Raw genomic sequence first — 23,923 nt, forward strand, 5'->3', positions numbered from 1 at the left:
GCGATGCGGCCAGAACCGCGCGAACGCGGCTTTCTAATGGTCGAGGCGCTGGTGGCGCTGGCGATTGCGGCACTGATGGCAGCGCTGGTGTTTGATACGGTCTGGCAGATGGGCCGCACCGCCGCCGTCGCCGCGCAGCAGCGGCAGGCGTTGCTCCTCGCGCGGTCGGTGCTGGCGGCAGCGAGCGTGCCGGGAACCGGCTCGCCCATCCCTCCGCGCGGGGCCGATGGCCGGCTAGCGTGGAGCATCGCACATGAGGGTTATGCCAGCGAGGCGGCAGAGGGCCTGCCGCTCGAGACGGTGAGTGTCGCGGTGAGCGATGCCGCCACGGGCCGAGTGCTCGCCCGGCTCTCCTCGCTCAGGGCGCTGCGATGATCGCGGCGGCCCTCCCTCGGCAGCCTCGGCGCGAGACCGGCTTCACGCTGGCAGAGATGCTGGTCGCGCTTGCGCTGTTCGCCCTGATTTCGGTGCTGATCGCGGCAGTGGTGAACCTGATCGCCCGGCTCGATGGCGCCGCGCGGCAGCAGGGCGATGCGGCCGAGCAGGTCGTCTCGGCGCAGACCGTGCTGCGCGCGCGGATCGAACAGATGCGCGCGGTGGTCGATCCGCGCGGGCTCGGCGATACGATCGCGATGGTCGGGCAAGGCGACGAATTAACTTTCACGGCGCCGGGCCTTGCGGCGGATGGCGCGCACCAGTTACAGGCGATCCGGCTGCGGCGCACCGCACGCGGCCAGCTCATGCTCTACACCGCGCCGCTGCTGGCAGGCGTCGATCTGCACGCGCCGGGCGTCGCAGGCTGGCGCGCCGCGCCGCTGCTCGATGGCGTGCAGCGGATCGAGTTCGCCTACTATGGCGCAGACCGAGTGACCGGGCGCGATGCATGGCAGGATCGCTGGCAAAACCGCGCCCAGCCGCCCAAGCTCGTGCGCCTGCGCCTCGGCTTTGCCGCAGGCGATGCGCGAAGCTGGCCGGTGCTGATGGTGCGGCCGATGAGCGGTGTGCGCCTTGAATGCCGGAATGGCCGCAACAGCAGCGATTGCGGGGAAGCGCCATGACCCTCACCGAACTGCTCAATCTGGACATGACGACGCTCGCGCGGATGGCCCGCAGCGGCTTCGATTGGTGGGTCCGCGAGCTTGAGGGGCTGCTGCCGAAAGGTCTCGTCCGCGGCCGGAGCCTGACGGCTTGGCACAGCTACGAGCACGGCGCCGTGCTCGCGGCAAGCCGCGCAGGGGTCGATACGCTGGTGATCCCGCACGGACTGTGCCTGGTGCGCACGCTGACCTTGCCGCGCCTACCGCCCGACGATCTTGCCGCGCTGATCGCGCTCGATGCCGATCGGATCATGCCGGTGCCGGCAGACAGCATCGTGATCGGCATCCGCACGGTGGGGCCGGCGGGAGAGGCCACTGGCGGGGCGGACATGGTGCGGGTGCAAGTCGGCGCGCTGCCCATCTCCCGCGCGCGCGAAATTGCCGTGGCAGCGCGCGCGGCGGGCGTTTCCCCCGCGCGGATCGGGCCACTTGATGCGGCAGGCGAACAGCTCGATTTCGATTTCGCTCCGGCCATGCGCAAGGCCGGGCTGCTGCCGCTGCGCCCCGCCGCCGCGCGGTTCTGGTGGATGGTGGTGGCAGCGCTGGTGCTCCTCAACATCGGTACGGCTGTGCTGCGCGATCAACAGCAGGTGGAGCGGCTGCAGACCCTTGTTGATGCGCAGGCTCCGGCGCTCACGGCGGTGCGCCGGGTCGAGGACCGGGTAATCGGCAATGCCCGGGTAGTGCAGGCCCTCAACGCGCGCCGCGCCGCGCACCAGCCGTTGCGGCTGATGGCGATGGTGGGCGGCGTGCTGCCGGACAAGGCGTGGATCCAGCGCTTCGAGTGGGACGGCAAGACCTTGCGCCTTTCGGGCTACGGCGCGCCGGGGGTCAATGTCGTCTCCGCGCTCAAGGCTTCGGGCCTCTTCGCCAGCGTGCGCGCGAGCCGCGCCGAAGCGGCGGCCGAAAGCGCAGGCGGGCGGCCGTTCGAACTCGTGCTCGTCCCGCGAAAGGAGGCTGGCACATGAGGCCACTGTCCTCGCGCGAGCGCAAGCTGATCGCGGTGCTGATCCTCGTGCTGGCGGTATCGCTGGTGCTGACAATCGTGATCGGGCCCGTGGTCTCGGGCTTCACCGAGCGTGCCGCGCGGCGCGAGGCGCTGGTCCAGACCTTCCACGCCAACGAACGGCGCATCGGCTCGCTGAACGCGCTGCAGGCGGAGGCCGAACGACAGCCCGGCCAGATGCGCGCGCTGTTTTTGGCCGCACCCGATGCTGACGAGGCGGGCGAGGCGCTGCGCGAGCGGATCGAGATCGCCGCGCAGGATGCCGGCGGTGATATCAAGGCCTCCGAAGCCGTACCCGCCGAGCAGGGCTGGGCGCGCGCCGCCATCGATGCGCGGATGAGCCACGCGCAGCTCGCCACCTTGCTCGCCCGACTCAATGCCCTGAAGCCCGCGCTTGCCGTCGATAGCCTCACCGTGATCGCCGACGATGCCCTGACCAACACCCGATCGGATCTGCTCGATGTCAGACTTGAAGCAACGGCTCCTTTCGTACCGCCCCGATAAGGCGGACGGTGCACTGCTGCCCGCAGGGCTCGCGCTGGTGCTGCTGGCGGGCGCGGCGCTGCAGCTTGCCCTGCCGCAAGGCGCTGCGGTGCCGCCGGCGCTTGGCGTCTCGCGCGCACCGGATCGGCGGCTGCCGATGATGGCCCAGATCGCCACGCCGGATCTTTCGGGGCGGCCCTCGCTGTTCTCGCCGCTGCGCCTTGGCGGCGCGCAGGCGGGGCAGGTCAATGCGGGTACGGCGCCAAAGCCGGTGGGTCCGCTTGGCGGCACCTTCGTACTCGGCGCAATGCAGGTGGGCCGGGCACAGGCACTGTTGCTGCGCGAGGAGAACGGCCGCGTTCTGCGCCTGGCGCCCGGCGGCAACTACCGGGGCTGGCACTTGCTGCGGATCGAGTCAGATGGCGCCCGGTTCCGCATGGGCGGCAAGATCATGCGCATCGGCTTTGGTGCCGGCGCAGCGGCGGGCGGTTTCAACGCAGGTTCCAGCGAGAGCGAGAGCAACAGTGAGTAAACACCACACGATCCTGCTGGCCGGCATTCCGGCGCTCGCGCTCACCGCGACCACGGCCTGCGCGCCCCGTGCGGCGGTCCAGCCGGTCGAACGGGCGCTGCCCGCTGCGCCGCCCTCGTCCACCCCGCGCCCGGAAGGCGTGACGACCGCGCTGGTCGGCGGCACCGAGCCTGCGCCTGCGCTTCCTGGCAACAACAGCGAAAGCACCCGCAGCGCGCCCCGGGGCAACATCGAGTTCACCATCCCCAGCGCCGATGTGCGCACGCTCGCGCAGATCGTGCTGCGCGACACGTTGCGCATTCCCTATACCATGAGCCTCGAGGGTGACGTCGATGTCGGCCTGACGACAGCGGGCCCGGTCGGCCGCCAGCAACTGCTCGATCTGTTCGAGGCGTCGCTCCGAAGGGCGAACCTCGCAATGGTGTGGGAAGGCACCGGCTACCGGATCATGACGGTGGACGCGGCCAAGGCGCGCGGCACCGAATTCCTGCCCAGCCGCGGCTTCGGCAGCGAGACTGTGCGGCTGCAGTTCGCCAATGCCGACGAGATGCGCAAGCTGCTCGACACCGTGGTGCCCGGCGCGGTCCAGTCGCTCGATACCACGCAGAACGCGCTGGTGATTGCGGGCACCGAGGCCCAGCGCAAGAGCGTGCACGACGTAATCGCGCAGTTCGACGTCAACTGGCTGCGCTCGATGTCCTTCGCGCTCTATGTGCCGCAGCACCTCGACAGCCGGCTGATCGTGCCCGAGCTCGACAAGCTCATCAACGCACCCGATGCGCCGACGCGCGGGCTGGTCCGCCTGATCGGGATGGAAAAGATCAACGGCGTGATCGCGATCAGCGCGCAAAAGCAATACCTCGAGGACGTGCGCCGCTGGGTCGAAGTGCTGGACCGCGAGGGCACCAGCAACGAGGCGCGGCTCTACATCTACCGCGTGCAGAACAGCCGCGCGCGTGATCTGGTCAAGACACTGAACGCCAGCTTCGGTCTCGGCGGTGGCGGCGGCAGCGGCGCGTCCGATAATCCCGATCCCTTCGCGCCAGAGCCGCGGCGCAGTCCGGACGGCGCAGCGGAGCAGTCCGGCCTCTCCCGCCAGCCACAATTGCCAGGCATGGCGAGCAGCGGCGGGCCGGATGCGGGCAGCTCCGGGCTTCGGGTTCGCGTTTCGGCAGACGAGCTCAACAATGCGGTTGTGGTCTACGGTTCGGGGCATGACTTCACGATCGTAGAGGATGCGCTGCGCAAGCTCGATGTGCCGCCGCTACAGGTGATGATCGAGGCTGCGATCACCGAAGTCGGGCTCAATGACGGACTGCGCTATGGGGTGCAGTGGAACTTCCAGACCGGCCAATCGAACTTCGCGCTGAGCGAAGGAGACGGGGCCACGCCGACGCGGCAGTTTCCGGGCTTTTCCTATTTCTACTCGAACAACAACGATATCACCGCCACGCTCAACGCGCTGGAAGAGCGCACCACTGTCAAGGTCGTCTCCGCGCCCAAGCTGATGGTGCTCAACAACCAGACCGCCGCGCTGCAGGTGGGCGATCAGGTGCCGGTGCTCTCGCAGCAGGTCACACCGCTGGGCGGCGGGAGCAGCACGGGCAACCTGCTCTCGGCCAACTCGGTCGAGTACCGCGATACCGGCGTGATCCTCAAGATCACCCCGCGGGTCAATGCCAGCGGGGCGGTGCTGCTCGATGTCAGCCAGGAAGTGAGCGATGTGCAGCCGACCAGGAGCGGCGTCACCAATTCGCCGACGATCACCACCCGCCGCGTCGCCACCACGGTTTCGGTGCAGGACGGGCAGGTCATCGCGCTGGGCGGGCTGTTTCGCGACAACAAGAGCTTCGGGAAGAACGGCCTCCCCATTCTCTCGCGCATTCCGGTGCTGGGCGGACTGCTGTTCGGCAACAACAACAACACGCAGAAGCGCACCGAGCTGATCATCCTGATCAAGCCGCATGTGCTGCGCACACCGGATGACCTGACCGCGATCACCGAGGAGCTGCGCGCCAAGATCCAGTCGGTCGAGCCGTTCAAGACCAAGGGCAAGATCCCCTGACCGAGCGGCCCCGCCACGAACGCGGTTACGCGATGCTCGCCGTGGTGGCGGGGATCGGCGTGATGGCGGCGCTCGCGGCGGGAGCGGCGGCGGCGACGGCGGCGCGGCTCGATACGCTGGAGGCGGAGACGAGCGCGGCGCGGCTGGGCGCGGCGGCGGATGCGGGGGTGGAGATCGCGCTCGCCCGCCTCACCCGCCCCGGGCTGGCGGCGCGCTGGGCAATCGACGGGCGGACCTACACCGAGAGCTACAAGGCCGCGGCGCTGGCGATCCGGATCGAGGACGAGGCGGGCAAGATCATGATCAACCGCATCGACGGCGAGAACATCGGCTGGCTGATGAGCACGCTGGGCCTGCCGCCGCTGCAAGTGAAGACCCTGCGTGACAGCTTTGACGACTGGATCGACCAGGACGACGAACCCCGGACGGACGGCGCGGAGAGCGAGGCCTATCGCCCGCGCGGCTATGCCCCGCGCAACGGGCCGCCGACGAGCGTGGAGGAACTGGGCGACATCCGCGGCTTCACCCCGGCGCTGGCCGCGCGCGTGGCCCGGATCGCCACGGTGGAAGTGAACGGCGCGCCGTTTGACAAGCGCTATGCCGATCCACTGGCGATCCAGGTGATGAACGACGGCAACGCCAACACGCCCGACGTGATCGAACGGCAGCGCGAGATCGCCGGACAGCGCCCCGCCTTCCCGATCAGCGATCCGGCGGACTGGCGCGGCCGGGTGGTGACGATCATCGCCACGGCGCGCGGCCCCGGCGGCGCGCGGGCCCAGCGGCGCGTGGTGGCCGAAATCACCGGCAACCCGCGCCAGCCCTATGTGCTGCGCTGGGGGACCTGAGGGACAGCCACGCGAGGGAAAGCGGCGGGCGGGCCGCGATCAGTGCGCGCAAGTTGACACGGTTGACACGGTCATGAGAGACTTTTGCGGACTTGGTTTCGATGGCCGGTTCAGCGCGGGGCGGGCATTCGTGTTCATCGAGCAGCGTGTCGAGCGCGGCGAGGCGGGTCTGGCTGGCGGCGTCCCATTCGGCGGCGGCGGCGGTTTCGGCGGTGTGCTGGGCGTGCGCGAGCGCCTCTGGCCAGATATCGATCGGATCGATGGCATCGAGATCGAGCCCGGCGAGCGCTTCGGCGGGGAGGTCCTCCGATTCAGGGGGGAAGGCATAGAGCACCTCTTCGCGCGCGGCGAGGAGGGCTTCCTCGCGGGTGGGCTGCGCGGGGGTCCATTGCGGCGGGGCATCGAAATCATAGTCCGGCGGCGCGAAGGCGGGCTCGTCGCCGGGTTCCGCCGCTTCGCGCAGCTCGGCGAGGTATTCATCGAAGCGGGCGGCGATGCCAGGCGCAGGCGCACCCTCTTGCTCCGCCTGATCGGCATGGCGATCGAGCCGCGCGATGTGGGCCAGCAGCAGGCGCGCATCGAAACGGACGCGGTGGCCCACCGCCTCACCCCGGTAGAAGATCGTCTCCTGCACCCCGTTCAGCGCGCGTTCGGCCAGCACTTCCTCTGCCGCATCACGCGCGAGGAGCAGCGCGGCGTGCCAGCCATGGGCGAACGCGCCATCGCGCCGCTTGTGGACATAGGCCGCCTGCGCCGAAACGCCGACCGCAGCGCAGGCGCGGCGGACATTGCCGGTGGTGGCAAGGTGATGAAGAAAGCGCACGCGGCGTTCGGGCGTGAAGGGCAGCGCAGACATAAGCCCCTCCCGCCTGCGGGAGGGGTTGGGGTGGGCCGAGGCAAACGCGGCGCTTCCTTCAAACCCACCCGCATACTGATCCTCTGGCCCTCCCGCAGGCGGGAGGGGGGAAGAAGGCCGCTCCTCATTCGGCAGCCCGATATCGCGCTCCATGGGGATCCACCCCCGCCCGAAACTGCTGGTGTTGTGCTGTGCCATGGCCATGCGACTCCCGATTGGAACAAACGGGGGTCATTGTGGCATGGGTGGGGGTGTGTAGGACAGGATCAATTTAGGTGACTAAGTAATGCGTCGGCCAGCTTCCCATATTGGCTCGATTTAAAATTGACGAAATCAAATGTTATTATCTTAGAAAGCGAAACATTAAGATTCGATTCATCAATCTTGCCATCTGCAATCAACTTTCTCATTACGATGAGAATTCCATTGATAGTGGTAACCGATAGTACACCCTGCCCATCTTTTCGCAAAATATTCCACTTAGCGCTTTCCAAATTCATCTTGCAAATTACAAGAAAATCCGATATCTGTTTTACGCAGAATTGAATGTATCTCTCTAAAACGTCCGGATTTCTCTCCTTGCCTTCGATCAAATTCTTCTCCGGATCACTCCAAATTGAAAACAAAGAATCATTGCCACTTCTTTTAAGAAGCGGAAGAAGACCGTATGATACAATGGATGTTGTTGGTATCTTTCCTGCGTCAAGATTCGTTCGGGCGAGATATCCAGCGAGAGGATCCTTTAGCGCGATTCTATTTATTATGACTCTTCCGACTGATTCGGGCCTGAATGGATCTATAATGGTCCATATGGCCTGCTTGACATCAGATGAAGCGCTAGATTGGTTTGAATTTATTTCGAGAAACAAATTAGCCTCAAACTTCTCCCTATCTCGAGAATTCATTTTACTAGGATAAACCAGCCCAGTCGCCAATAGGTTCTGCTGCCGTCGCATCTGGTCTATAAGTGGCTCCGCCTCATCGCCCTCAAAATAGGAGTACACCCGGTGCTGACCATCCACTATACCAACCGACGATGGTGTATCCGGTAAGACAATCTTCACCGGCGTCGTTTTACTAACAGAATCCATACTCAATGGCTCGCCAGAGACATTGGCAATCTGGACGCTATCTGGAAGAGTTATAACAATATTATTTGCAAATACTCTTCTACTGTCCTTTAAATATCTTCTTATTGATGAAATTTTCTGTGAAATAATTAACCTTTGATACAGCCCATCTGAATCACGCCAGCCATTGCGACGTAAAACATAAGCCCTCCGCAGCAAAGCGTCCGGATCGACGTAGAAAGATACGACCTTAAAACCCTCGGGAAAATGGGAGTTTTCCTGCGGTAAAAGCAAAGCATCATAACGATCTTGCGATTGGGACGCCGAAATTACTCCGGAGTTTCCAACTTCAACTGGCGAGACACCGAAAAACTCGAAAAGTTCATAACGAGCGGACCGCCGGATCGAAGTCGAGAGACTCTTGAAATATGACCTCTCAGCAAGCGACCAAAACTTCGCGTTACTAAACATAACCTTGTGATGATCCTGAAGAGCATCAATTGAACAATATAACGTTCGAAGCATCATCTGCTTTGAAGTATATAAAACTGAATTTATATACTTATCAAACTCGGGAAATTTCTCCTTGCAAAACGCAATAAACTCTTGAGGGCACTCTGCAATCTTATTGTGGATTGAAGCCTTTCCTTTCGCATGATCAGATAAATTCGCCGAGTTAGATCGGGTGTACTCAGCAACTATTATCAGATTTTCAAATACAAATATGTCATCAATTTCACTCTTTAGCCCTTTAAATGTGAAGTTGACACCATCGATGCCTGACAATCTCTGAAAGCCGATATTCTCAAATATCGAGCGATGCTGCCTCAGAAACGAACGATCAAGAGCACGATCTCGACGCGCCTCTTCGCTCAATTTCTTCTTCTTTGGCTTTGCCGACTTCTTTAACTTCTCAGACAAAAGAGACATTACGGCTCCCCCCCATCTAACTGTACCCACTCATTAGGGATTGTCGCAACTCGCTCACCAGATTTCGGTTGGCGAGGAGCTACGCCAGCTTGTCGAATGGGTAAGTCCCCAGCACGGGCTTGAGCCAATCGGTCCCTCGCAAGCAGTACATAAGCCTCAGATCGGTCAATCCCAACGCCAATCCGTTCTCGACAGTCAGCAGCAATCACAGTCGTTCCCACTCCGGCAAACGGATCTAGTACGATATCGCCAATATCAGTAAGTGCCAAGATACATCGTTCAGCCAATTCTATTGGAAACTGACACGGATGTACCGTCTTCTCCAGATGATTTGATTTTACGTTTGGAATATTCCAAACTGGATCATCAAAGAATGCACTTTTGGGATCAAACTCCCAGTAGTCAGACGGGTTCTTTCCGTGTGGATTGCCACTCGGCTGTCCCGCCAACTTTTTCTTCCTGGAATGGCGCTTTCCGGGGTACAACTGGGGGATTCGCACACTATCGAGATTAAATTTATAGCCGTCCCCCTTGGTGACCCATATGATAACTTCATACCTACCAGAGAAACGCTTTCGCGCGTGAAGTCCGAAGTTGAATCGCCATATAATGCGATTCCTGAATGTAAATCCCATTTTTAGTAAACTTGGCAGCAGAAGGTAGTCCAATGGATAAAGGCCGCCGTCGCTATGACTATTGCCAATTTGCAGACAGAAACTTCCTCCCACTTTCAGTTTTTTAAAGACTAACTCAAAAATTTTCTCCATCCATATGACATACTGTTCGACCGGCTTCCGATCGTCCTTCTCGTACTCTTTGCCAATATTGTAAGGTGGAGAAGTAAGGCAAAGCTGGACGCTGGCGTCCGCCAGCACATTAAGCTTATCGAGAGCATCCCCAATCCAGATGCTCGATTTGAGATGCGACTCATCATCAACCATTGTCGCAAGGAGTTCTCGCTGGGATTCTGACGATTTTGGTGCAAAGAAGTTCATACTTCACCAGTCTATACGTGATGCACAGATGTGCAACAGCGGTTGCCGTCAGCCATGCCCGGGGGTGAAGGGGGCGACGGCCCCCTTCATTGCTTTGGCTTTGTGGGCGGCTTGGGTTTGGTGGGCGCGCGGGCGGTTTGTGGCGCTTTGGCGCGGGCGGGCGCCGCGCTTCTACCCCTCCACCACCCGCTTCCTTCGACAGGCTCAGGATGAGCGAGGCGGTCCCCCTCCACATTTGTGCCTTCGGCATAAGCTGGGAGGATCTAGCGGCTCCGTCAGCGGTTTGTGAGCCACCTCTCCTTTTACGGGGAGGATCTGTGGCTTTACTTCCAGGTGAAGCGGTAGCCGTAGGCGAGGCCGATGCTGAGTTGATCGCGGCGACCGCGTTCGCGGATGAGGGTGCTGTTGGCGGCGGCGTTGCCGAGGCGGTCGTAGCCGGCGAGGAGGGTGAGCGCGCCGTGCTGGCCGCGGCTCCCCAGGGGGCGGGTGAGCGTGCCGCCCAGCCCTGCCGAGACGAGGCCGGAGCCGGTCTGGTAAGCCGTGAGGCCGGCGCGGGCGGCTTGATCGGGGGTCACGCCGAAGTAGACCTGCGTGTACTTCGCGCTGGCGAAGGTGCTGCGCGCGGTGAGCGAGTAACGGAAGGGGCCGGCGCGATCGGTGAAGCGGATCGAGGGTTCGGCGACGAGGCCCTCGTGTCCGCCGGTGCCCTGGCGGACTTCGGTGCGCAGAGCGAGGCGGCGGTCTGGACTATATTGCACGAAGCCGCCGAATTCGCCGGCGAGGCCCACATTGCCGAAGCCGCGCAGGGCATCGCTGCCGCCGGCGACGAGGAAGGGCGAGCCGCCGGTGGATTCGCGTCGGCCAAAGCGGAGGCGGGCGATGGGGCCGATCTTCCAGCCATCGCGGTTGATCGCGTTCCAGCCGAGGCCTTCCTGCACCGAGGCGAAGACGGCATCCTTGTAGGCGAGGCGGATATCCGGGAAGATCGAGAAGGCGGTATCGCGCGAGCCTTGCCAGGCGGGGGCGACGATGGGCGCGACGCCGACGGTGAGGACCCAGGTGGGCGGTGCGGGCGGGCCGGCGGGGCGGCCGGGCGCGCTTTGGGCGGGCACGTTCTGGGCATGCGCGGCGGGCGCGAGGAGGGTGAGCGCGGCCGCGAGGGCGGTGCAGTGGGCGGTGTTCATGGGTGCCAGGTCCTGACGATGGCGTCTTGCGGAGTGGGATGCGACTGCGCAGCGCATAGCAGGCGGGCGGCGTGGTTGCGTTGCTATGTTATAACGTATTGTTGCCGGGGTGGGCGGGAAGGAAGAACCCCTCCGTCAGCGCTTCGCGCTGCCACCTCCCCATTTGTGCTCTCACAAAAATGGGGAGGAACAACGGTTAGCGCTTGAGGAGCGGGGCGAGGTAGTGGCCGGTGAAGCTGCGGGGGTTTTTGGCGACCTGTTCGGGCGTGCCTTCGGCGACGAGTTCACCGCCGCGGACGCCGCCTTCGGGGCCGAGATCGAGCAGCCAGTCGGCGGTTTTGATCACATCGAGGTTGTGTTCGATGACGACGACGCTGTTGCCCTGATCGACGAGGCGGTGGAGCACTTCGAGGAGCTTGCGCACGTCTTCGAAGTGGAGGCCGGTGGTGGGCTCATCAAGGATGTAGAGCGTCTGCCCTGTGGAGCGGCGGGCGAGCTCCTTGGCGAGCTTGACGCGCTGCGCCTCACCGCCGGAGAGCGTGGTGGCCTGCTGGCCGACCTTGACGTAGCCGAGGCCGACTTCGTTGAGCATGTGCATCCGATCGCGGATCGGGGGGACGGCCTTGAAGAACTCCTCGGCGTCCTCGATCGTCATATCCAGCACATCGGCGATGGAGTGGCCCTTGAACTTCACCTCGAGCGTTTCGCGGTTGTAGCGGCGGCCGTCGCACTCCTCGCAGGTGACGTAGACGTCGGGCAGGAAGTGCATCTCGATCTTGATGAGGCCGTCGCCCTGGCACTTTTCGCAGCGGCCGCCTTTCACGTTGAAGCTGAAGCGGCCGGGCTTGTAGCCGCGGGCGGCGGATTCGGGGAGGCCGGCGAACCAATCGCGGATGAGGGTGAAGCTGCCGGTGTAGGTGGCGGGGTTGGAGCGCGGGGTGCGGCCGATGGGGGACTGGTCGATCTCGATCACCTTGTCGCAGTGTTCGAGGCCGGTGACCCGATCATGCGCGCCAGCGATGACGCGGGCGCCGTTAAGCGTGCGCGCGGCGACGGCGTGGAGCGTGTCGATCGTGAAGCTGGACTTGCCGGAGCCGGAGACGCCGGTGACGCAGGTGAAGGTGCCGAGCGGGATGGAGGCGGTGACGTTCTGCAGGTTGTTGGCCCGCGCGCCTTCGACGGTGAGCTGGAGGCCGTTGCCCTTGCGGCGCTTCTTCGGCACCTCGATGCGGCGGGCGCCGGTGAGGTATTGGCCGGTGAGGCTGTCGGGGTTCGTCAGGATATCGTCGAGGTTGCCCTGGGCGACGATCTCGCCGCCGTGGACGCCCGCGCCGGGGCCGAGATCGACGATGTGATCGGCGGTGCGGATCGCGTCTTCATCGTGCTCGACGACGATGACGGTGTTGCCGAGATCGCGCAGGCGTTTGAGGGTGATGAGCAGGCGGTCGTTGTCGCGCTGGTGGAGGCCGATGGAGGGTTCATCGAGCACGTAGAGCACGCCGGAGAGGCCCGAGCCGATCTGGCTGGCGAGGCGGATGCGCTGGCTTTCGCCGCCGGAGAGGGTGCCGGAGGTGCGATCGAGGTTGAGGTAATCGAGGCCGACGTTGTTGAGGAAGCCGAGGCGCTCGTTGATTTCCTTGAGGATGGCCTTGGCGATCTGGCTCTGCTGCGGGGTGAGCTGGGCATCGAGCGCGCCGAACCATTCCACCGCGGCGGCGACGGAGAGGTGGGTGATGGAGGAGATGTCCGCCATGGCGACCTTGACGCTCAGCGCCTCGGGCTTGAGCCGGGCGCCGTGGCAGGTTTCGCAGGGCTGCGCGGTCTGGAACTTGGAGAGCTCCTCGCGCATCCAGGCGCTTTCGGTCTGCAGCATGCGGCGGTTGAGGTTGCCGATGACGCCTTCGAAGGCCTTCTGGACGGTGTAGGACTTCTTGCCATCGATGAAGGTGAGCGGGACGGCCTTGCCGGCGGTGCCATAGAGGATGACGATGCGCACTTCGGGCGCGAGCTTTTCCCACGGCGTTTCAAGGCTGAAGCCGAAATGGCCGGCGAGGCTGGCGAGGACCTGCATGTAATAGGGCGACGGGGGGTTGGACTTGGCCCAGGGGACGACGGCGCCTTGCTTCAGGCTGAGCGCCTCGTTGGGGACGACGAGCTGGGGATCGAACAGCAGCTTCTCGCCGAGGCCATCGCAGGCGGGGCACGCGCCCTGGGGGGCGTTGAACGAGAAGAGGCGCGGTTCTATGGATTCGATGGTGAAGCCGCTGACCGGGCAGGCGAACTTTTCGCTGAAGACGATGCGGTTGGGCGGGAGGCCGGTTTTCTTCATGCCCTTGGCGTTGCGCTTGGCCGAGGGGCCTTCGACAGGCTCAGGCTGAGCGGGGGTGGGAGCAGCCCCTTCCCCACCAATCGCCTCAACCGTCGTATCCGCCAGATCGAGGTAAACCGTGCCATCCGCCAGCTTGAGCGCCTGCTCGAAGCTGTCTGCGAGGCGGGTGCGGAAGCCTTCGTCGGCTTGCTTGACCGCGATGCGATCGACGACGACTTCGATATCGTGCTTCAGCTTCTTGTCGAGCGCGGGGGCGTCTTCGATGGCGAGCAGTTCACCGTTGATGCGCACGCGGGTGTAGCCGGCGCGCTGCCATTCGGCGAGTTCCTTGCGGTATTCACCCTTGCGGCCGCGCACGACGGGGGCGAGGAGATAGGCGCGCGTGCCTTCCGGCAGGCCGAGCACACGATCGACCATCTGGGTGACGGTTTGCGCGGCGATGGGCAGGCCCGTGGCGGGCGAATAGGGAATGCCGACGCGCGCCCAGAGCAGGCGCATGTAATCGTAGATCTCGGTGACGGTCGCCACGGTGGAGCGCGGGTTGCGGCTGGTGGTCTTCTGCTCGATCGAGATCGCGGGGCTGAGCCCGTCGATATGCTCAACATCGGGCTTCTGCATCATCTCGAGAAACTGGCGCGCATAGGCCGAGAGGCTCTCGACATAGCGACGCTGGCCTTCGGCATAGATCGTATCGAACGCGAGGCTCGATTTGCCCGAGCCCGAGAGGCCGGTGATGACGATCAGGCTATCGCGCGGGAGATCGACGTCGATCCCCTTGAGATTGTGCTCACGCGCGCCGCGGATTGAGATGGTGCTGAGGGACATGGAGGCAGTCTGTTCCAGATTTGTTCGATTCCGGCAAGGGGCGCGCGGGCGTTTTGCGACACGTGGGTGGCGGGGCGCGCGATAGCAAGGTGGCGCGGGGGGCAAGGCCTGCGGGCGGACCCAGGGTGAGCGGGAAGAAATGAAGAGAAAAGTTGGTTCTCGCAGAGACGCAGAGGGGAAGAAGAGCGCGAAAGGGGTCGGCCGGGTTGCAGCCCCAGTTATCGGACCGAAGCGGATTGAGGCTTGGGGCGGCTTCGCCGCTTTGCGCTCAGTCTCTGCGGTCTCTTTTCCCTTCGAGTCTCTGCGAGAAACCTGTTCTGGCAGACGACGCTGGTTCCCCTCTCCCAACCCTCTCCCCTTAAGGAGAGAGGGCTTCACGCTAGAGCGAAAGCGCGCGGGCGCCTTGGGGGCCGGTCCACTGCGCGCGGACGTTCCAGACGTGTTCGATCACTTCCTCGGAGAGGGCGACCGCTGGCGGCCCATCGGCGGCGAGGCGGCCGTTTTGGAGGACGACGACGCGGTCGGCGTGGTTCATCGCATGGGCGAGGCTGTGGACGACGAGGACGACCCCTGCCCCAGCATCGGCCAGCCCCCGGAAATGCGCGAGGAGCGTGGCGGCGTGGGCGAGATCGAGACTGGCGAGGGGTTCGTCGGCAAGGATCCAGCGGGGCTGGCCGGCGAGGACGCGGGCGAGGAGGACGCGGGCGCGTTCGCCGCCGGAGAGGGTGTGGATGCCGCGCGCGGCGAGGTGCGCGCAGTCTAGCGCGGTGAGTGCGGCTTGGGCGGCGGCCTCATCCTCGGCGCGCGCGGTGCGGTGCGGCAGGCGGCCGAGGCGGACGAGTGCTTCGACGGTGAGGTTCCACGCGGGCTCGGCATGCTGGGGCAGATAGCCGATCTCCTGCGCGCGGCGGCGCGGCGGGAGGGTGGCGAGCGGGGTTTCGCCGAGAGTGACGGGGCCTGCCTCCAGCCCCGCGAGCGCCCGCAGCAGGGTGGTCTTGCCCGCGCCGTTGGGGCCGCAGATGGCGGTGAGTTCGCCGGGGCGCAGCGCGGTGGTCAGGCTGGTGAGGCGGCCGGGGACGGTGAGGTTTGCGGCTGTGAGGTTTCGGGGGGCGAGGTTCATGCGAGTTCGCTCCTCAGGCGCAGGAGCAGGTGCAGGAAGAACGGCGCGCCCAGGAGGCTTAGCGCAATGCCGATGCGCAGTTCGCCGCCCGCGAGGGGGAGCAGGCGGCAGAGGCAATCGGCGATGAGCAGGAGCAGCGCGCCGCCCAGCGCGCTGGGGAGGAGCAGGCTGGAGGGGCGCTGATCGGTATAGGGGCGCAGGATGTGGGGCACGACGAGGCCGACAAAGCCGATGATCCCGGCGGCGGCGACCCCGGCGCCCACGACGAGGCCGGTGCCGAGAACCACGAGCCAGAGCAGGCGGGTGGGGTTCACGCCCAAGGAGCGGGCGGTTTCCTCACCCAGAGTGAGCGCATCGAGCGCGGGGGCGGCGCGGGAAAGAAGGATCAGGCCGAGCGCGGTGGGCGGCGCGGCAAGCAGGACATCGTGCCACGAGCGGCTTTCAAGGCTGCCCATCAGCCAGGTGACAATCTCGCTGAGCGCAAAGGGATTGGGCGCGAGGCTGATGACGAGGCTGGTGAGCGCGCCCGAGAGACTGGCGAGCATGAGCCCCGCGAGCGCGAACAAGGTGGTGCTGTTCTGCCCGCTGGCATTGCCGGCGATCAGCGCAAGCGCGGCCATGGCGATGGCGGCGCCAAGCAACGATGCAAGCGGGAGCAGCGCGCCGAGACCAAGCGCGAGGCTGAGCACCGCGCCGAACGCGGCGGTGGGGGCGACGCCGAACAGGCCGGGATCAGCCAGCGGATTGCGCAAGTAGCCCTGCATCGCGGCCCCTGCCCCGCCCAGCCCCGCACCGATGACCAGCGCCAGCGCGGCGCGGGGGGCACGCAGTTCGGCGAGGATGGTGAAGGCGTTGGCGGTGTGGGGCGCGAAGGGGTTGAGCCAGACTTGCCCGGCGAGGAGGCTGAGGGGGATGGCGAGCGCGAGGGCTGCGAGAAGGAGGGGGACGGGGCGGGTCATTGGCTGGCTATCAGCTTGGGCGGAACAGACCCTCCCCCGGCCCCTCCCGCAAGCGGGAGGGGAGAAGAACCCCTCCGTCTCGCTTCGCGAGCCACCTCCCCATTTGTGCCTGCGGCAAAAATGGGGAGGGGAGAAAGGGTGCGTCGCACTTCGGCGAGGCGCTGGGCGGCGGGGATGATGGTGGGGCCGGCGCAATAGAGCAGGCGCGGATCGAGCGCTGCGCGGGTGGTGCCGGTGAGATGGGTCAGCGCGGGATGGCTGAGCGCGCGGTCCGACCCGGCGACGAGGATCACGCGCGGGGGATCGGCGAGGACGCGTTCGAGCGGGAGCTGGTCCGCCTGCCCCAGCCCGCGCGCGGCGGCGAAATTGGCGAAGCCGGTGCGGCGCAGGAGATTGGCGATCAGGGTGTTGTCCCCCGGGACGATGCCGCCCGGCTCCCAAACCAGCGCGGGCAAGGCGCCCGCACGGGTGGGCGCGGCGGCGGCGAGGGCCGCATCGATGCGCGCGATGAGCGCTTCGCCTTGTGCGGGGTTACCGGCCATCGCGGCGAGCCCGCGGATCTGGGCGCGGCTTTCCTCGACCGTGCTGGCGATGCCGATGGTTTCGAGGCGCAGGCCAAGGCGCCGGTAGGCTGCGGCGGTGGCGGGTGGGACGAAGGTGCTATCGACCACCACATCGGGGCGAAGTGTGAGGACTTCCTCGAGCGTGCCGCGCGTGGTGGGGAACTGGCGGGCCTTGGCCGGGTCCATCGAGGCGGCGCGGGGATCGGCGCTGTAGTGCGAGAGCGCGAGGAGCTGGCCGGGGGCGGTGACTTCGGCGAGGATCGCGTCGGCGCAAGGGTTGAGGCTGACGATCGTGGGGAGATAACGCGTGGTTTCGCGCCGGGTTTCGCTTTTGGGCTGCGGGGTGCAGGCGGTGAGCGCCGCGAGCAGGAGGCAAAGAACCCCTCCGACCCGCCTGCGGCGGGCCACCTCCCCATTTGTGCTGCGCAAAAATGGGGAGGACAAAGTGGAAGGGTTCTGCGGCATCAGTAGCGCACTCTGAGACCGGCGAAGGCGCCTCGGCCGACGGCGCTGTAGCCGGCGGCGGTGGGGAGGCGGTTGTCGAAGACATTCTCGACGCGGGCGTAGAGCGTCACGCGGTCGTGCAGCGGGAGGCTGGCGCGGAGCGTGGCGACCGGGCCGCCGGGGAGGCGGACGGTGTTCGACGCGTTGTCGAAGCTTTGGCTGATGAGGCGCAGGTCTGCGCCAAGCGCGAAGCCTGCCAGCGGGGTTTCCCAATCGCCGCTGAGTGTGAGCGCGTGGCGCGGGCGGCGGGCGAGATCGTTGCCGAACTGGGCATTGCCGGGGGTGAGATTGCGGGCCTTGGTGTAACTGTAGAGGCTGCGCAGGGTGAACTTGGCGGTGGGCCGCAGGGTGAGTTCGGCTTCGGCGCCTTCGGCGCGGGCCTTGCCGACGTTGTCGTAAGTGCCGAAGGGGCGATTGGTGCAGATCGCGGTGGTCTGGCCGAAGCACGAGACGAAGGCGATCAGGTTGCGGCTATCGCGGCGGTAGACCGTGACGGCGGCGGTGACGGGGCCGCTCTTGTATTCGAGGCCCGCGTCGTAGCTGCGGCTGCGTTCGGGGCGGAGCGCGGCGTTGCCGTAGTCCGAGAGGAGTTGGTAGAGCGTGGGGGCCTTGAAGCCCTCGCCGTAGCTGGCGCGCAGGCGCAGGTTTTGCGCGAGGCGGACGGTGCCGTTGGCGCCAAGGGTGGTGGCGTTGCCGAAGCGGTTGTGATCATCATAGCGCAGGCCAGCGGCGAGCGAGATGGCATCAGTATACCAGCCGAGCATCATGTGACCGCTGGTCTGGCGCGCGGTCTGGCGGGCATCGAAGGTGCCGGAATAGCGCGTCCATTCGCTGTCAGCGCCGAAATCGAGCGCGAAGTTTGCCGGGAGCTTGGCGCGGCCGGTGAGATCGGCGCGGTGGCTGCGGCCGCGATAGCCGTAGCTGGGGGCGGTGCCGAAGGTGGGGTCGTAGTAGTCGCGCTTCGTATCGGAAAGCGCGAAGCCGGTGTTCAGGGTGAGCCACGCGCCTTCATAGCGCAGGCCGGCGCGGCCGGACGCCTGGCGGGTGGTCTGGTATTCGGGGGTATCGGCGAAAGTGTAGTTGGGCGCGGGGTAACCGTCGATATCGGTGCGGGTATCGGCGTAGCGGGCATTGGCGACGAAGGAGAGGCCGGGGGCGAGATCGAGGCGGGCCTTGCCGCCGAAGTGCCATTGGCGCGCGCCGTCCGCTTCGGTGCCGACGGCAGCGGCGGAGACGCCATCGGTGGTGGTGTAGCCGCCGGTGAGCGAGAGGGCGTACTTTTCGCGTGCGAGGCCGGCGGCGGCCTCTCCCGCGAAGGAGCCGCGGCTGCCGCCTTCGGCGCTGGCTTCGAGGCCGTTCAGCTCGCGGGTCTGGATGGCGATGACGCCGCCGAGCGCGGCGCTGCCCCAGGTGACCGAGTTGGAGCCGCGCAGGACGTCGATGCGTTCGATGCCGCCGGTTGTCAGCGTGCCGAAATCGAAGCCGGCGCCGGGGGCGGCGACGTCTTCGACGCGGACGCCGTCGATGAGGACGAGGACTTGTTCAGAGTCGGAGCCGCGCAGGCGGACGCCGGTGAACGCGCCGGGGCCGCCGTTGCGGCTGATGGTGAGGCCGGGGACCTGCTCGAGCGCGCGGGTGATATCGGGGCCTTGCAGGCGGGCGAGATCGGCAGCGGTGAGGACGGTGATGGGCTGGCCGGTCTGGTCGATGCGCTGGGGGCTGCCGGTGGCGACGACGGTGATCTGATCGGCCTGCTGGGCAAGCGCGGGGGTTGCCAGAGCGCATGAGGCTGCGGCGGCAAGATACAGATTTTTCATTCGGTTTTCCTCCCGGCCCATGGACGTTGCCGTCCATGGCGGGAGAGTGCGCGGGGCCATAAGGCGCGCCGTCTCACGCATGCGCCCGGTACACCCCGCCCGGCCGCGGAACGACCACACACCGGCAGGTTTCCTGGCTCGCCCGAGGTCATCGCCCCCTGCCCGCCTTCCCAGCCTTGCGGCCAGTGGCATGATGGACAGGGCGCTATCCGGGCACAGTTGCGGGGGCAGCTTCGGGGGCAAATCGTTGAAGACTTGTCCGAATTCCCTCTTAGCCCGCTTTCGCGGGCACCGGTGGCGTCGGGGGGATGTGTAGCGGGACCTGCACTTTGGGGCAAGTCCCCTCCACTTCCCCGTACCGGGGACGTCTTTGCGTTAACCCGATGGCAGGAGGGTGTGCCTTAGCGGGACGGGGTGAAATGGCGGGGTGCGGGGCGCGTCATGGTGGCCTAGTGCTCTGCTGCCACACCCCTCGAGTGCGCTTGTCCTATGCCTCTGATCATTGACTACCGGCCGGTGAAGCTGCCGCCCGAGGCACTGGCGCCTCGGCGGGTGGTGGTGCCTGCGGTCAAGGTGGCTGCGGCGCCGGTGGTGCCTGACATGCCCTCCCCCACACGGGAGAGGCTTTTCAAGCGCTGGGGCGGAATCCTTGGCGTTGCGGTGATGGGCTTTGCGCTGTGGCTGGCGGGGCCGGGCTGGATCGCGCCGGGGGTGCCTTCGGCGCAGGCGCGCGATGGGTTGCAGCCGTTCGAGCGGCCGGGGGACAGCTTTCCGGGCTCGGCGTTCTATTATCTGGCGAGCGATGACACCGGCATGCTCGCGCCCGATGCGGCGAAATCCGCGTGGGATGCGCAGCTGACGCAGATCCATGGCGACGACGCGGCCCCGATCACCGGCGTGGGACCAGCGGCGCGGCCGATCGCGATGCGGGGCACGAGCCTTGATCAATCGCGCGCGCTGCAGTGCCTGACGGCGGCGATCTATTACGAGGCGGCGAGCGAGCCCGATGCCGGGCAGCGCGCGGTGGCGCAGGTCGTGCTCAACCGCGTGGCGCATCCGGCCTGGCCCAAGACGGTTTGCGGCGTGGTCTATCAGGGATCGGAGCGCGCAGGCTGCCAGTTCAGCTTTGCCTGCGACGGATCGATGGCGCGGCGGCCAGTGGCCGCGTTCTGGGACCGCGCGCGGCGCGTGGCAGCCGATGCGCTGGCAGGCTCCGTCTATGCGCCGGTGGGGCTGGCGACGCATTACCATACATCGGCGGTGCATCCCTACTGGGCGGACAGCCTGACCTTCATCGGCACGATCGGCGCGCACCGGTTCTATCGCTGGAGCGGCGCGGCTGGACGGCCGATCGCGTTCAATGCGGTCTATTCGGGCGGCGAGCCGGTGGCGGCGCCGCATCCGCGCACCTGGACCCCGGCGGCGGCGGACGTGGCTGATCCGATCCAGCTGGAGAAGGCGTTCGAGGCGGGGCGGATCGAAGCGCTCAAGTCTGCACAGGCGGCACCGGGCGCGGCGGGACGCAATGCGGCCTCGTTCGGCCAGGCCCCGCTGCCGAGCTATGGTGAGCCGCGCGCGGCCACGCCGCAGTTTGCGCCCGCAGTCGAAGCGCGCGGGGGCGATGCGCTGTACCGTGCGGGGCAATTGCCGGGCGGGGCGACGGTCAATCCCGCCTACGAGAATGCCGGCAAGTGGATTGCCCAGCCGGGCGGCTAGGTTCAGTCCGTTTCGGGCCGAATTCGCCGGGCAAGCCCAACTCTGCGCGCTTTAGAGCTATCCTAAACCACTGTTCGGATTATACTTATTCTCCGCTAAGTAGGGTTAGCTATGCCTTTACCCTAAGGGCGAACGCGCTGTTCACCCCCGCCTGCTATATCCGCTACATCGGCAACCGAGGAGAGCCCCCCATGCTGCATTTTGCCCCTCGCTACGGGATCATCTCGCCCTGCCTGCACTGGGGCACTCTTCGCCCGCGGGCGCTGCGTGTGCCGCGCGCGGTCAATGACAATGGCGCTGCGCTGGCGGCGCGCAAGGCCGGTGCCAACGATTCCGAGGCACACGACGACGCACTGCTCACCGCAGCGCTGCGGCTGTTCGCCGCGCATGGGCTGTCCGCCGCGCAGCGCGCGTGCGAGGCGGCGGAAATCGCGGCCGACAGCGGCGACAGCGCCGGTGCCGAGTGGTGGCTCGCGGTCTGCGCAATGCTGGACGGGCCGCTTGCGCGGGCCTGCGCAGCGCGGGCCAGACTGCAAGGCTGAGGCGCAAGCAAGCCTTTTTGCTATTGCGAACTGTTATCACAAAAACCCGCAGAGAGTGGGTTTTTGCGCCTTGCAATCACCATCCTGCAGGCTTAGGTCGCTCCTATCCGCTTGGATTCCTTCCCGTCATGCGGGACGCGGGAGGCCCTTATGGCGGTATCTCTCGGGCGGCCGTACATGGCCGCAGGTCCCGCGTATCCGGGAAAGGAATGCAAAGGCATGGCTCGCAAGAAAATCGCGCTGATCGGCGCCGGCAACATCGGCGGTACGCTCGCGCACCTCGCGGCGCAAAAGGAACTCGGCGACATCGTACTGTTCGACGTGGTCGAGGGCGTGCCGCAGGGCAAGGCGCTCGATCTTTCGCAGTGCGGCCCGGTCGAAGGGTTTGACGCGAAGATCACCGGCTCCAACGACTATGCCGATATCGCCGGGGCCGATGTCATCATCGTTACCGCCGGTGTCGCACGCAAGCCGGGCATGAGCCGCGACGACCTGCTGGGCATCAACCTCAAGGTGATGAAGTCCGTGGGCGAAGGCATCAAGGCCAATGCGCCGAACGCCTTCGTGATCTGCATCACCAACCCGCTCGACGCGATGGTCTGGGCGCTGCGCGAGTTTTCGGGCCTGCCGCATCACATGGTGGTGGGCATGGCAGGCGTGCTGGATTCGGCGCGCTTCAGCCACTTCATTGCCGATGAATTCCAGGTTTCGGTCAAGGACGTGAACACGTTCGTGCTCGGCGGCCATGGCGACACCATGGTGCCGGTGACGCGCTATTCGACCGTGAACGGCATCCCCGTGCCCGACCTCGTCAAGATGGGCCTTTCGACGCAGGAGCGCATCGACGCGATCGTGCAGCGCACCCGCAGCGGCGGCGGCGAGATCGTGGCCCTGCTCAAGACCGGCTCGGCGTTCTATGCGCCCGCCACTTCGGGCATCGCGATGGCCGAAGCCTATCTCAGCGACCAGAAGCGCATCCTGCCTTGCGCGGCCTATGTCGATGGCCAGTACGGCGTTGACGGGCTTTACGTGGGCGTACCGGTGATGATCGGCGCTGGCGGCGTGGAAAAGATCATCGAAATCGAACTGGACGAGGCCGACAAGGCCGGCCTGCAGGTTTCGGTCGATGCGGTGAAGGAACTGCTTGTGGCGTGCAAGGGGATCGACCCCTCGCTCGCGTGAGTGGCTGGGCCGGGGCGCGAAGACCTGCCCGCAGCAGGTTCGCGCCCCGTTCAGCTACGAGGTTTTACGTGGCCCCGGGAGTGCGCTCCTTTTGCAGGGACACGGGTAAACCCGCTGGTTGTGCGGGTTTGCATGGTTAGCATTCCGGGCGGCGCAAGCGCCCGCGCAGGAAAGTGACTGGCGCGCCTGGCCGCGCCGGATGGTCCGAAGCCCGGGGTACGAAGGTACTGGCCTCCCCGGGGCGAGAGGAGTGAGAAATGGGTTACGAAGAGCGCGCGTTCGAAGTGGATCCGTTGCAGGAGGGTCCGCAGGCAGGGCCTTCGTGGGCATCGAAGCGCTGGCCGGTGAGCGATCCCGGCGCGGGCGACGACCTGACCCGCGCGCTCGATCCGATGGCGCTAAAGCAGGAAATCGCCAAGGCCGCAAAGGCCGCCGGTGCGCCGCTTGATGAAGCTGCGCTGGAAGCGGCGGCGGGCGCTTCGATCCGCGCGATGATGCTGGTGCGCACCTACCGCGTGCGCGGGCATCTGGCAGCGGACCTCGATCCGCTGGGCCTTGCAAGGCAGGAGCTGCCGGCGGACATCACCCCGGAATACCACGGCTTTGTGGGGCCTGACCTCGACAAGAAGGTCTTCGTCGGCGGCGTGCTGGGCATGCAGTGGGCAACCCCGCGCGAGATCGTGAGCGTGCTGCAGCGCAACTATTGCGGCAAGGTCGGCCTGGAATACATGCACATCGCGGACGTGGAGGAGCGCAAGTTCCTGCAGGACCGGATCGAGGGCGGCGACAAGTCCATCGATTTCACCCCCAACGGCAAGAAGGCGATCCTCGCAGCCGTCGTGCGCGGCGAGCAGTACGAGAAGTTTCTCGGCAAGAAGTATGTCGGCACCAAGCGCTTTGGCCTTGATGGCGGCGAATCGATGATCCCGGCGCTGGAAGCGGTCATCAAGTATGGCGGCCAGCTTGGCGTGCGCGAGATCATCTATGGCATGGCGCACCGGGGCCGCCTCAACGTTCTGGCGAACGTGCTGGCCAAGCCCTACCGCGTGATCTTCCACGAGTTTTCTGGCGGCAGCGCGAACCCCGAAGATGTCGGCGGTTCGGGCGACGTGAAGTATCACCTTGGCACCAGCACGGACCGCGAGTTCGACGGGATCAAGGTGCACATGAGCCTGCAGCCGAACCCGAGCCATCTGGAAACGGTGGACCCGGTGGTGCTGGGCAAGGCGCGCGCGCAGCAGGTGTTTCGTGATGACATCGGCAAAGGCAAGCACAAGCAGGTGCTGCCCATCCTGATCCA

At 65.7% G+C, this 23,923-nt stretch carries 19 protein-coding genes, 1 pseudogene and 1 riboswitch; of the genes and pseudogenes, 11 read left to right on the forward strand and 9 right to left on the reverse strand.

The annotated features are described in order from the left end of the window. Positions 1 to 3: 3 nt before the first annotated feature. The 7 genes from Q0071_RS16610 to Q0071_RS16640 are packed head-to-tail and all read left to right on the forward strand — an operon-like array spanning position 4 to position 6,031. On the forward strand, positions 4 to 375 hold the full coding sequence (locus Q0071_RS16610; RefSeq protein ID WP_298171978.1) for a prepilin-type N-terminal cleavage/methylation domain-containing protein: 372 nt from the start codon (positions 4 to 6) through the stop codon (positions 373 to 375). After that, positions 372 to 1,058 carry a type II secretion system protein GspJ gene (locus tag Q0071_RS16615; protein ID WP_298171980.1) on the forward strand — a complete coding sequence of 229 codons (687 nt, stop codon included), beginning with the start codon at positions 372 to 374 and terminating at the stop codon, positions 1,056 to 1,058. Before Q0071_RS16610 ends, Q0071_RS16615 begins: the two co-directional genes overlap by 4 nt. Further along, entirely contained in the window at positions 1,055 to 2,065 is a 1,011-nt protein-coding gene (locus Q0071_RS16620) for a PilN domain-containing protein (protein ID WP_298171983.1), read from the forward strand. The genes Q0071_RS16615 and Q0071_RS16620 overlap by 4 nt, the downstream gene beginning before the upstream one ends. Continuing rightward, positions 2,062 to 2,607, forward strand: coding sequence for a type II secretion system protein GspM (gene gspM / locus Q0071_RS16625; protein ID WP_298171986.1), 546 nt, complete (start codon positions 2,062 to 2,064; stop codon positions 2,605 to 2,607). The genes Q0071_RS16620 and gspM overlap by 4 nt, the downstream gene beginning before the upstream one ends. Next, on the forward strand, positions 2,573 to 3,118 hold the full coding sequence (locus Q0071_RS16630; RefSeq protein WP_298171990.1) for a hypothetical protein: 546 nt from the start codon (positions 2,573 to 2,575) through the stop codon (positions 3,116 to 3,118). The genes gspM and Q0071_RS16630 overlap by 35 nt, the downstream gene beginning before the upstream one ends. Further along, positions 3,111 to 5,183: a type II secretion system secretin GspD gene (gene gspD, locus Q0071_RS16635; RefSeq protein WP_298171993.1), complete on the forward strand. Its 2,073-nt coding sequence runs from the start codon at positions 3,111 to 3,113 to the stop codon at positions 5,181 to 5,183. The genes Q0071_RS16630 and gspD overlap by 8 nt, the downstream gene beginning before the upstream one ends. Before the next feature lie 32 nt (positions 5,184 to 5,215). Next, positions 5,216 to 6,031 carry a type II secretion system protein GspK gene (locus tag Q0071_RS16640; RefSeq protein ID WP_298171996.1) on the forward strand — a complete coding sequence of 272 codons (816 nt, stop codon included), beginning with the start codon at positions 5,216 to 5,218 and terminating at the stop codon, positions 6,029 to 6,031. On the opposite strand, the gene Q0071_RS16645 is transcribed toward Q0071_RS16640, so the two are convergent. The 9 genes from Q0071_RS16645 to Q0071_RS16685 all read right to left on the reverse strand — a co-directional run bounded on the left by Q0071_RS16645 (position 5,985) and on the right by Q0071_RS16685 (position 19,183). Continuing rightward, positions 5,985 to 6,887 (reverse strand): hypothetical protein, encoded by a 903-nt coding sequence (locus Q0071_RS16645; RefSeq protein ID WP_298171999.1) that lies wholly within the window; start codon positions 6,885 to 6,887, stop codon positions 5,985 to 5,987. The two genes, Q0071_RS16640 and Q0071_RS16645, sit on opposite strands and share 47 nt — an antisense overlap. A gap of 266 nt (positions 6,888 to 7,153) precedes the next feature. After that, positions 7,154 to 8,887 carry a hypothetical protein gene (locus Q0071_RS16650; protein ID WP_298172001.1) on the reverse strand — a complete coding sequence of 578 codons (1,734 nt, stop codon included), beginning with the start codon at positions 8,885 to 8,887 and terminating at the stop codon, positions 7,154 to 7,156. Then, a complete protein-coding gene (locus Q0071_RS16655) occupies positions 8,887 to 9,882 on the reverse strand; it encodes a site-specific DNA-methyltransferase (protein ID WP_298172004.1) in 996 nt (331 codons plus the stop codon). Before Q0071_RS16655 ends, Q0071_RS16650 begins: the two co-directional genes overlap by 1 nt. Before the next feature lie 323 nt (positions 9,883 to 10,205). Beyond that, entirely contained in the window at positions 10,206 to 11,066 is an 861-nt protein-coding gene (locus Q0071_RS16660; protein ID WP_298172007.1) for a MipA/OmpV family protein, read from the reverse strand. A 196-nt stretch (positions 11,067 to 11,262) separates the two neighbouring features. After that, a complete protein-coding gene (gene uvrA / locus Q0071_RS16665) occupies positions 11,263 to 14,220 on the reverse strand; it encodes an excinuclease ABC subunit UvrA (protein ID WP_298172010.1) in 2,958 nt (985 codons plus the stop codon). A 379-nt stretch (positions 14,221 to 14,599) separates the two neighbouring features. Then, positions 14,600 to 15,340 carry an ABC transporter ATP-binding protein gene (locus Q0071_RS16670; RefSeq protein WP_298172013.1) on the reverse strand — a complete coding sequence of 247 codons (741 nt, stop codon included), beginning with the start codon at positions 15,338 to 15,340 and terminating at the stop codon, positions 14,600 to 14,602. Then, the gene (locus Q0071_RS16675; protein WP_298172016.1) at positions 15,337 to 16,299 is read right to left on the reverse strand and encodes an iron ABC transporter permease; all 963 of its coding nucleotides are present in this window, start codon (positions 16,297 to 16,299) and stop codon (positions 15,337 to 15,339) included. The genes Q0071_RS16670 and Q0071_RS16675 overlap by 4 nt, the downstream gene beginning before the upstream one ends. Then, positions 16,296 to 17,270 carry an ABC transporter substrate-binding protein gene (locus tag Q0071_RS16680; protein WP_298172019.1) on the reverse strand — a complete coding sequence of 325 codons (975 nt, stop codon included), beginning with the start codon at positions 17,268 to 17,270 and terminating at the stop codon, positions 16,296 to 16,298. The genes Q0071_RS16675 and Q0071_RS16680 overlap by 4 nt, the downstream gene beginning before the upstream one ends. Positions 17,271 to 17,326: 56 nt before the next feature. Continuing rightward, entirely contained in the window at positions 17,327 to 19,183 is a 1,857-nt protein-coding gene (locus Q0071_RS16685) for a TonB-dependent receptor (RefSeq protein ID WP_298172022.1), read from the reverse strand. 105 nt (positions 19,184 to 19,288) lie between these two features. Then, positions 19,289 to 19,494, reverse strand: a riboswitch (cobalamin riboswitch). Positions 19,495 to 19,672: 178 nt separating this feature from the next. On the opposite strand from Q0071_RS16685, the gene Q0071_RS16690 reads away from it, so the two are divergent. The 4 genes and pseudogenes from Q0071_RS16690 to sucA all read left to right on the forward strand — a co-directional run. After that, positions 19,673 to 20,899 (forward strand): cell wall hydrolase, encoded by a 1,227-nt coding sequence (locus tag Q0071_RS16690; protein ID WP_298172025.1) that lies wholly within the window; start codon positions 19,673 to 19,675, stop codon positions 20,897 to 20,899. Between the two features lie 191 nt (positions 20,900 to 21,090). Then, a complete protein-coding gene (locus Q0071_RS16695; RefSeq protein ID WP_298172029.1) occupies positions 21,091 to 21,441 on the forward strand; it encodes a hypothetical protein in 351 nt (116 codons plus the stop codon). A 219-nt stretch (positions 21,442 to 21,660) separates the two neighbouring features. Continuing rightward, positions 21,661 to 22,623 (forward strand): malate dehydrogenase, encoded by a 963-nt coding sequence (mdh, locus tag Q0071_RS16700; RefSeq protein ID WP_298172032.1) that lies wholly within the window; start codon positions 21,661 to 21,663, stop codon positions 22,621 to 22,623. Positions 22,624 to 22,880: 257 nt separating this feature from the next. Beyond that, positions 22,881 to 23,923, forward strand: a pseudogene (gene sucA / locus Q0071_RS16705) (2-oxoglutarate dehydrogenase E1 component); the annotation flags it as partial.

Source organism: Novosphingobium sp. (assembly GCF_027486195.1).
Taxonomy (GTDB): Bacteria; Pseudomonadota; Alphaproteobacteria; order Sphingomonadales; family Sphingomonadaceae; genus Novosphingobium.

Bases quoted from the DNA above. Each gene is read 5' to 3' on its own strand.
- Q0071_RS16640 (WP_298171996.1), top strand. From the start codon at position 5,216: ATGCTCGCCGTGGTGGCGGGGATCGGCGTGATGGCGGCGCTCGCGGCG.
- Q0071_RS16695 (WP_298172029.1), top strand. From the start codon at position 21,091: ATGCTGCATTTTGCCCCTCGCTACGGGATCATCTCGCCCTGCCTGCAC.
- Q0071_RS16685 (WP_298172022.1), bottom strand. From the start codon at position 19,183: ATGAAAAATCTGTATCTTGCCGCCGCAGCCTCATGCGCTCTGGCAACC.
- Q0071_RS16650 (WP_298172001.1), bottom strand. From the start codon at position 8,887: ATGTCTCTTTTGTCTGAGAAGTTAAAGAAGTCGGCAAAGCCAAAGAAG.
- uvrA (WP_298172010.1), bottom strand. From the start codon at position 14,220: ATGTCCCTCAGCACCATCTCAATCCGCGGCGCGCGTGAGCACAATCTC.
- Q0071_RS16660 (WP_298172007.1), bottom strand. From the start codon at position 11,066: ATGAACACCGCCCACTGCACCGCCCTCGCGGCCGCGCTCACCCTCCTC.
- Q0071_RS16620 (WP_298171983.1), top strand. From the start codon at position 1,055: ATGACCCTCACCGAACTGCTCAATCTGGACATGACGACGCTCGCGCGG.
- Q0071_RS16655 (WP_298172004.1), bottom strand. From the start codon at position 9,882: ATGAACTTCTTTGCACCAAAATCGTCAGAATCCCAGCGAGAACTCCTT.
- Q0071_RS16675 (WP_298172016.1), bottom strand. From the start codon at position 16,299: ATGACCCGCCCCGTCCCCCTCCTTCTCGCAGCCCTCGCGCTCGCCATC.
- mdh (WP_298172032.1), top strand. From the start codon at position 21,661: ATGGCTCGCAAGAAAATCGCGCTGATCGGCGCCGGCAACATCGGCGGT.
- Q0071_RS16645 (WP_298171999.1), bottom strand. From the start codon at position 6,887: ATGTCTGCGCTGCCCTTCACGCCCGAACGCCGCGTGCGCTTTCTTCAT.
- Q0071_RS16690 (WP_298172025.1), top strand. From the start codon at position 19,673: ATGCCTCTGATCATTGACTACCGGCCGGTGAAGCTGCCGCCCGAGGCA.
- gspM (WP_298171986.1), top strand. From the start codon at position 2,062: ATGAGGCCACTGTCCTCGCGCGAGCGCAAGCTGATCGCGGTGCTGATC.
- Q0071_RS16615 (WP_298171980.1), top strand. From the start codon at position 372: ATGATCGCGGCGGCCCTCCCTCGGCAGCCTCGGCGCGAGACCGGCTTC.
- Q0071_RS16670 (WP_298172013.1), bottom strand. From the start codon at position 15,340: ATGAACCTCGCCCCCCGAAACCTCACAGCCGCAAACCTCACCGTCCCC.
- Q0071_RS16610 (WP_298171978.1), top strand. From the start codon at position 4: ATGCGGCCAGAACCGCGCGAACGCGGCTTTCTAATGGTCGAGGCGCTG.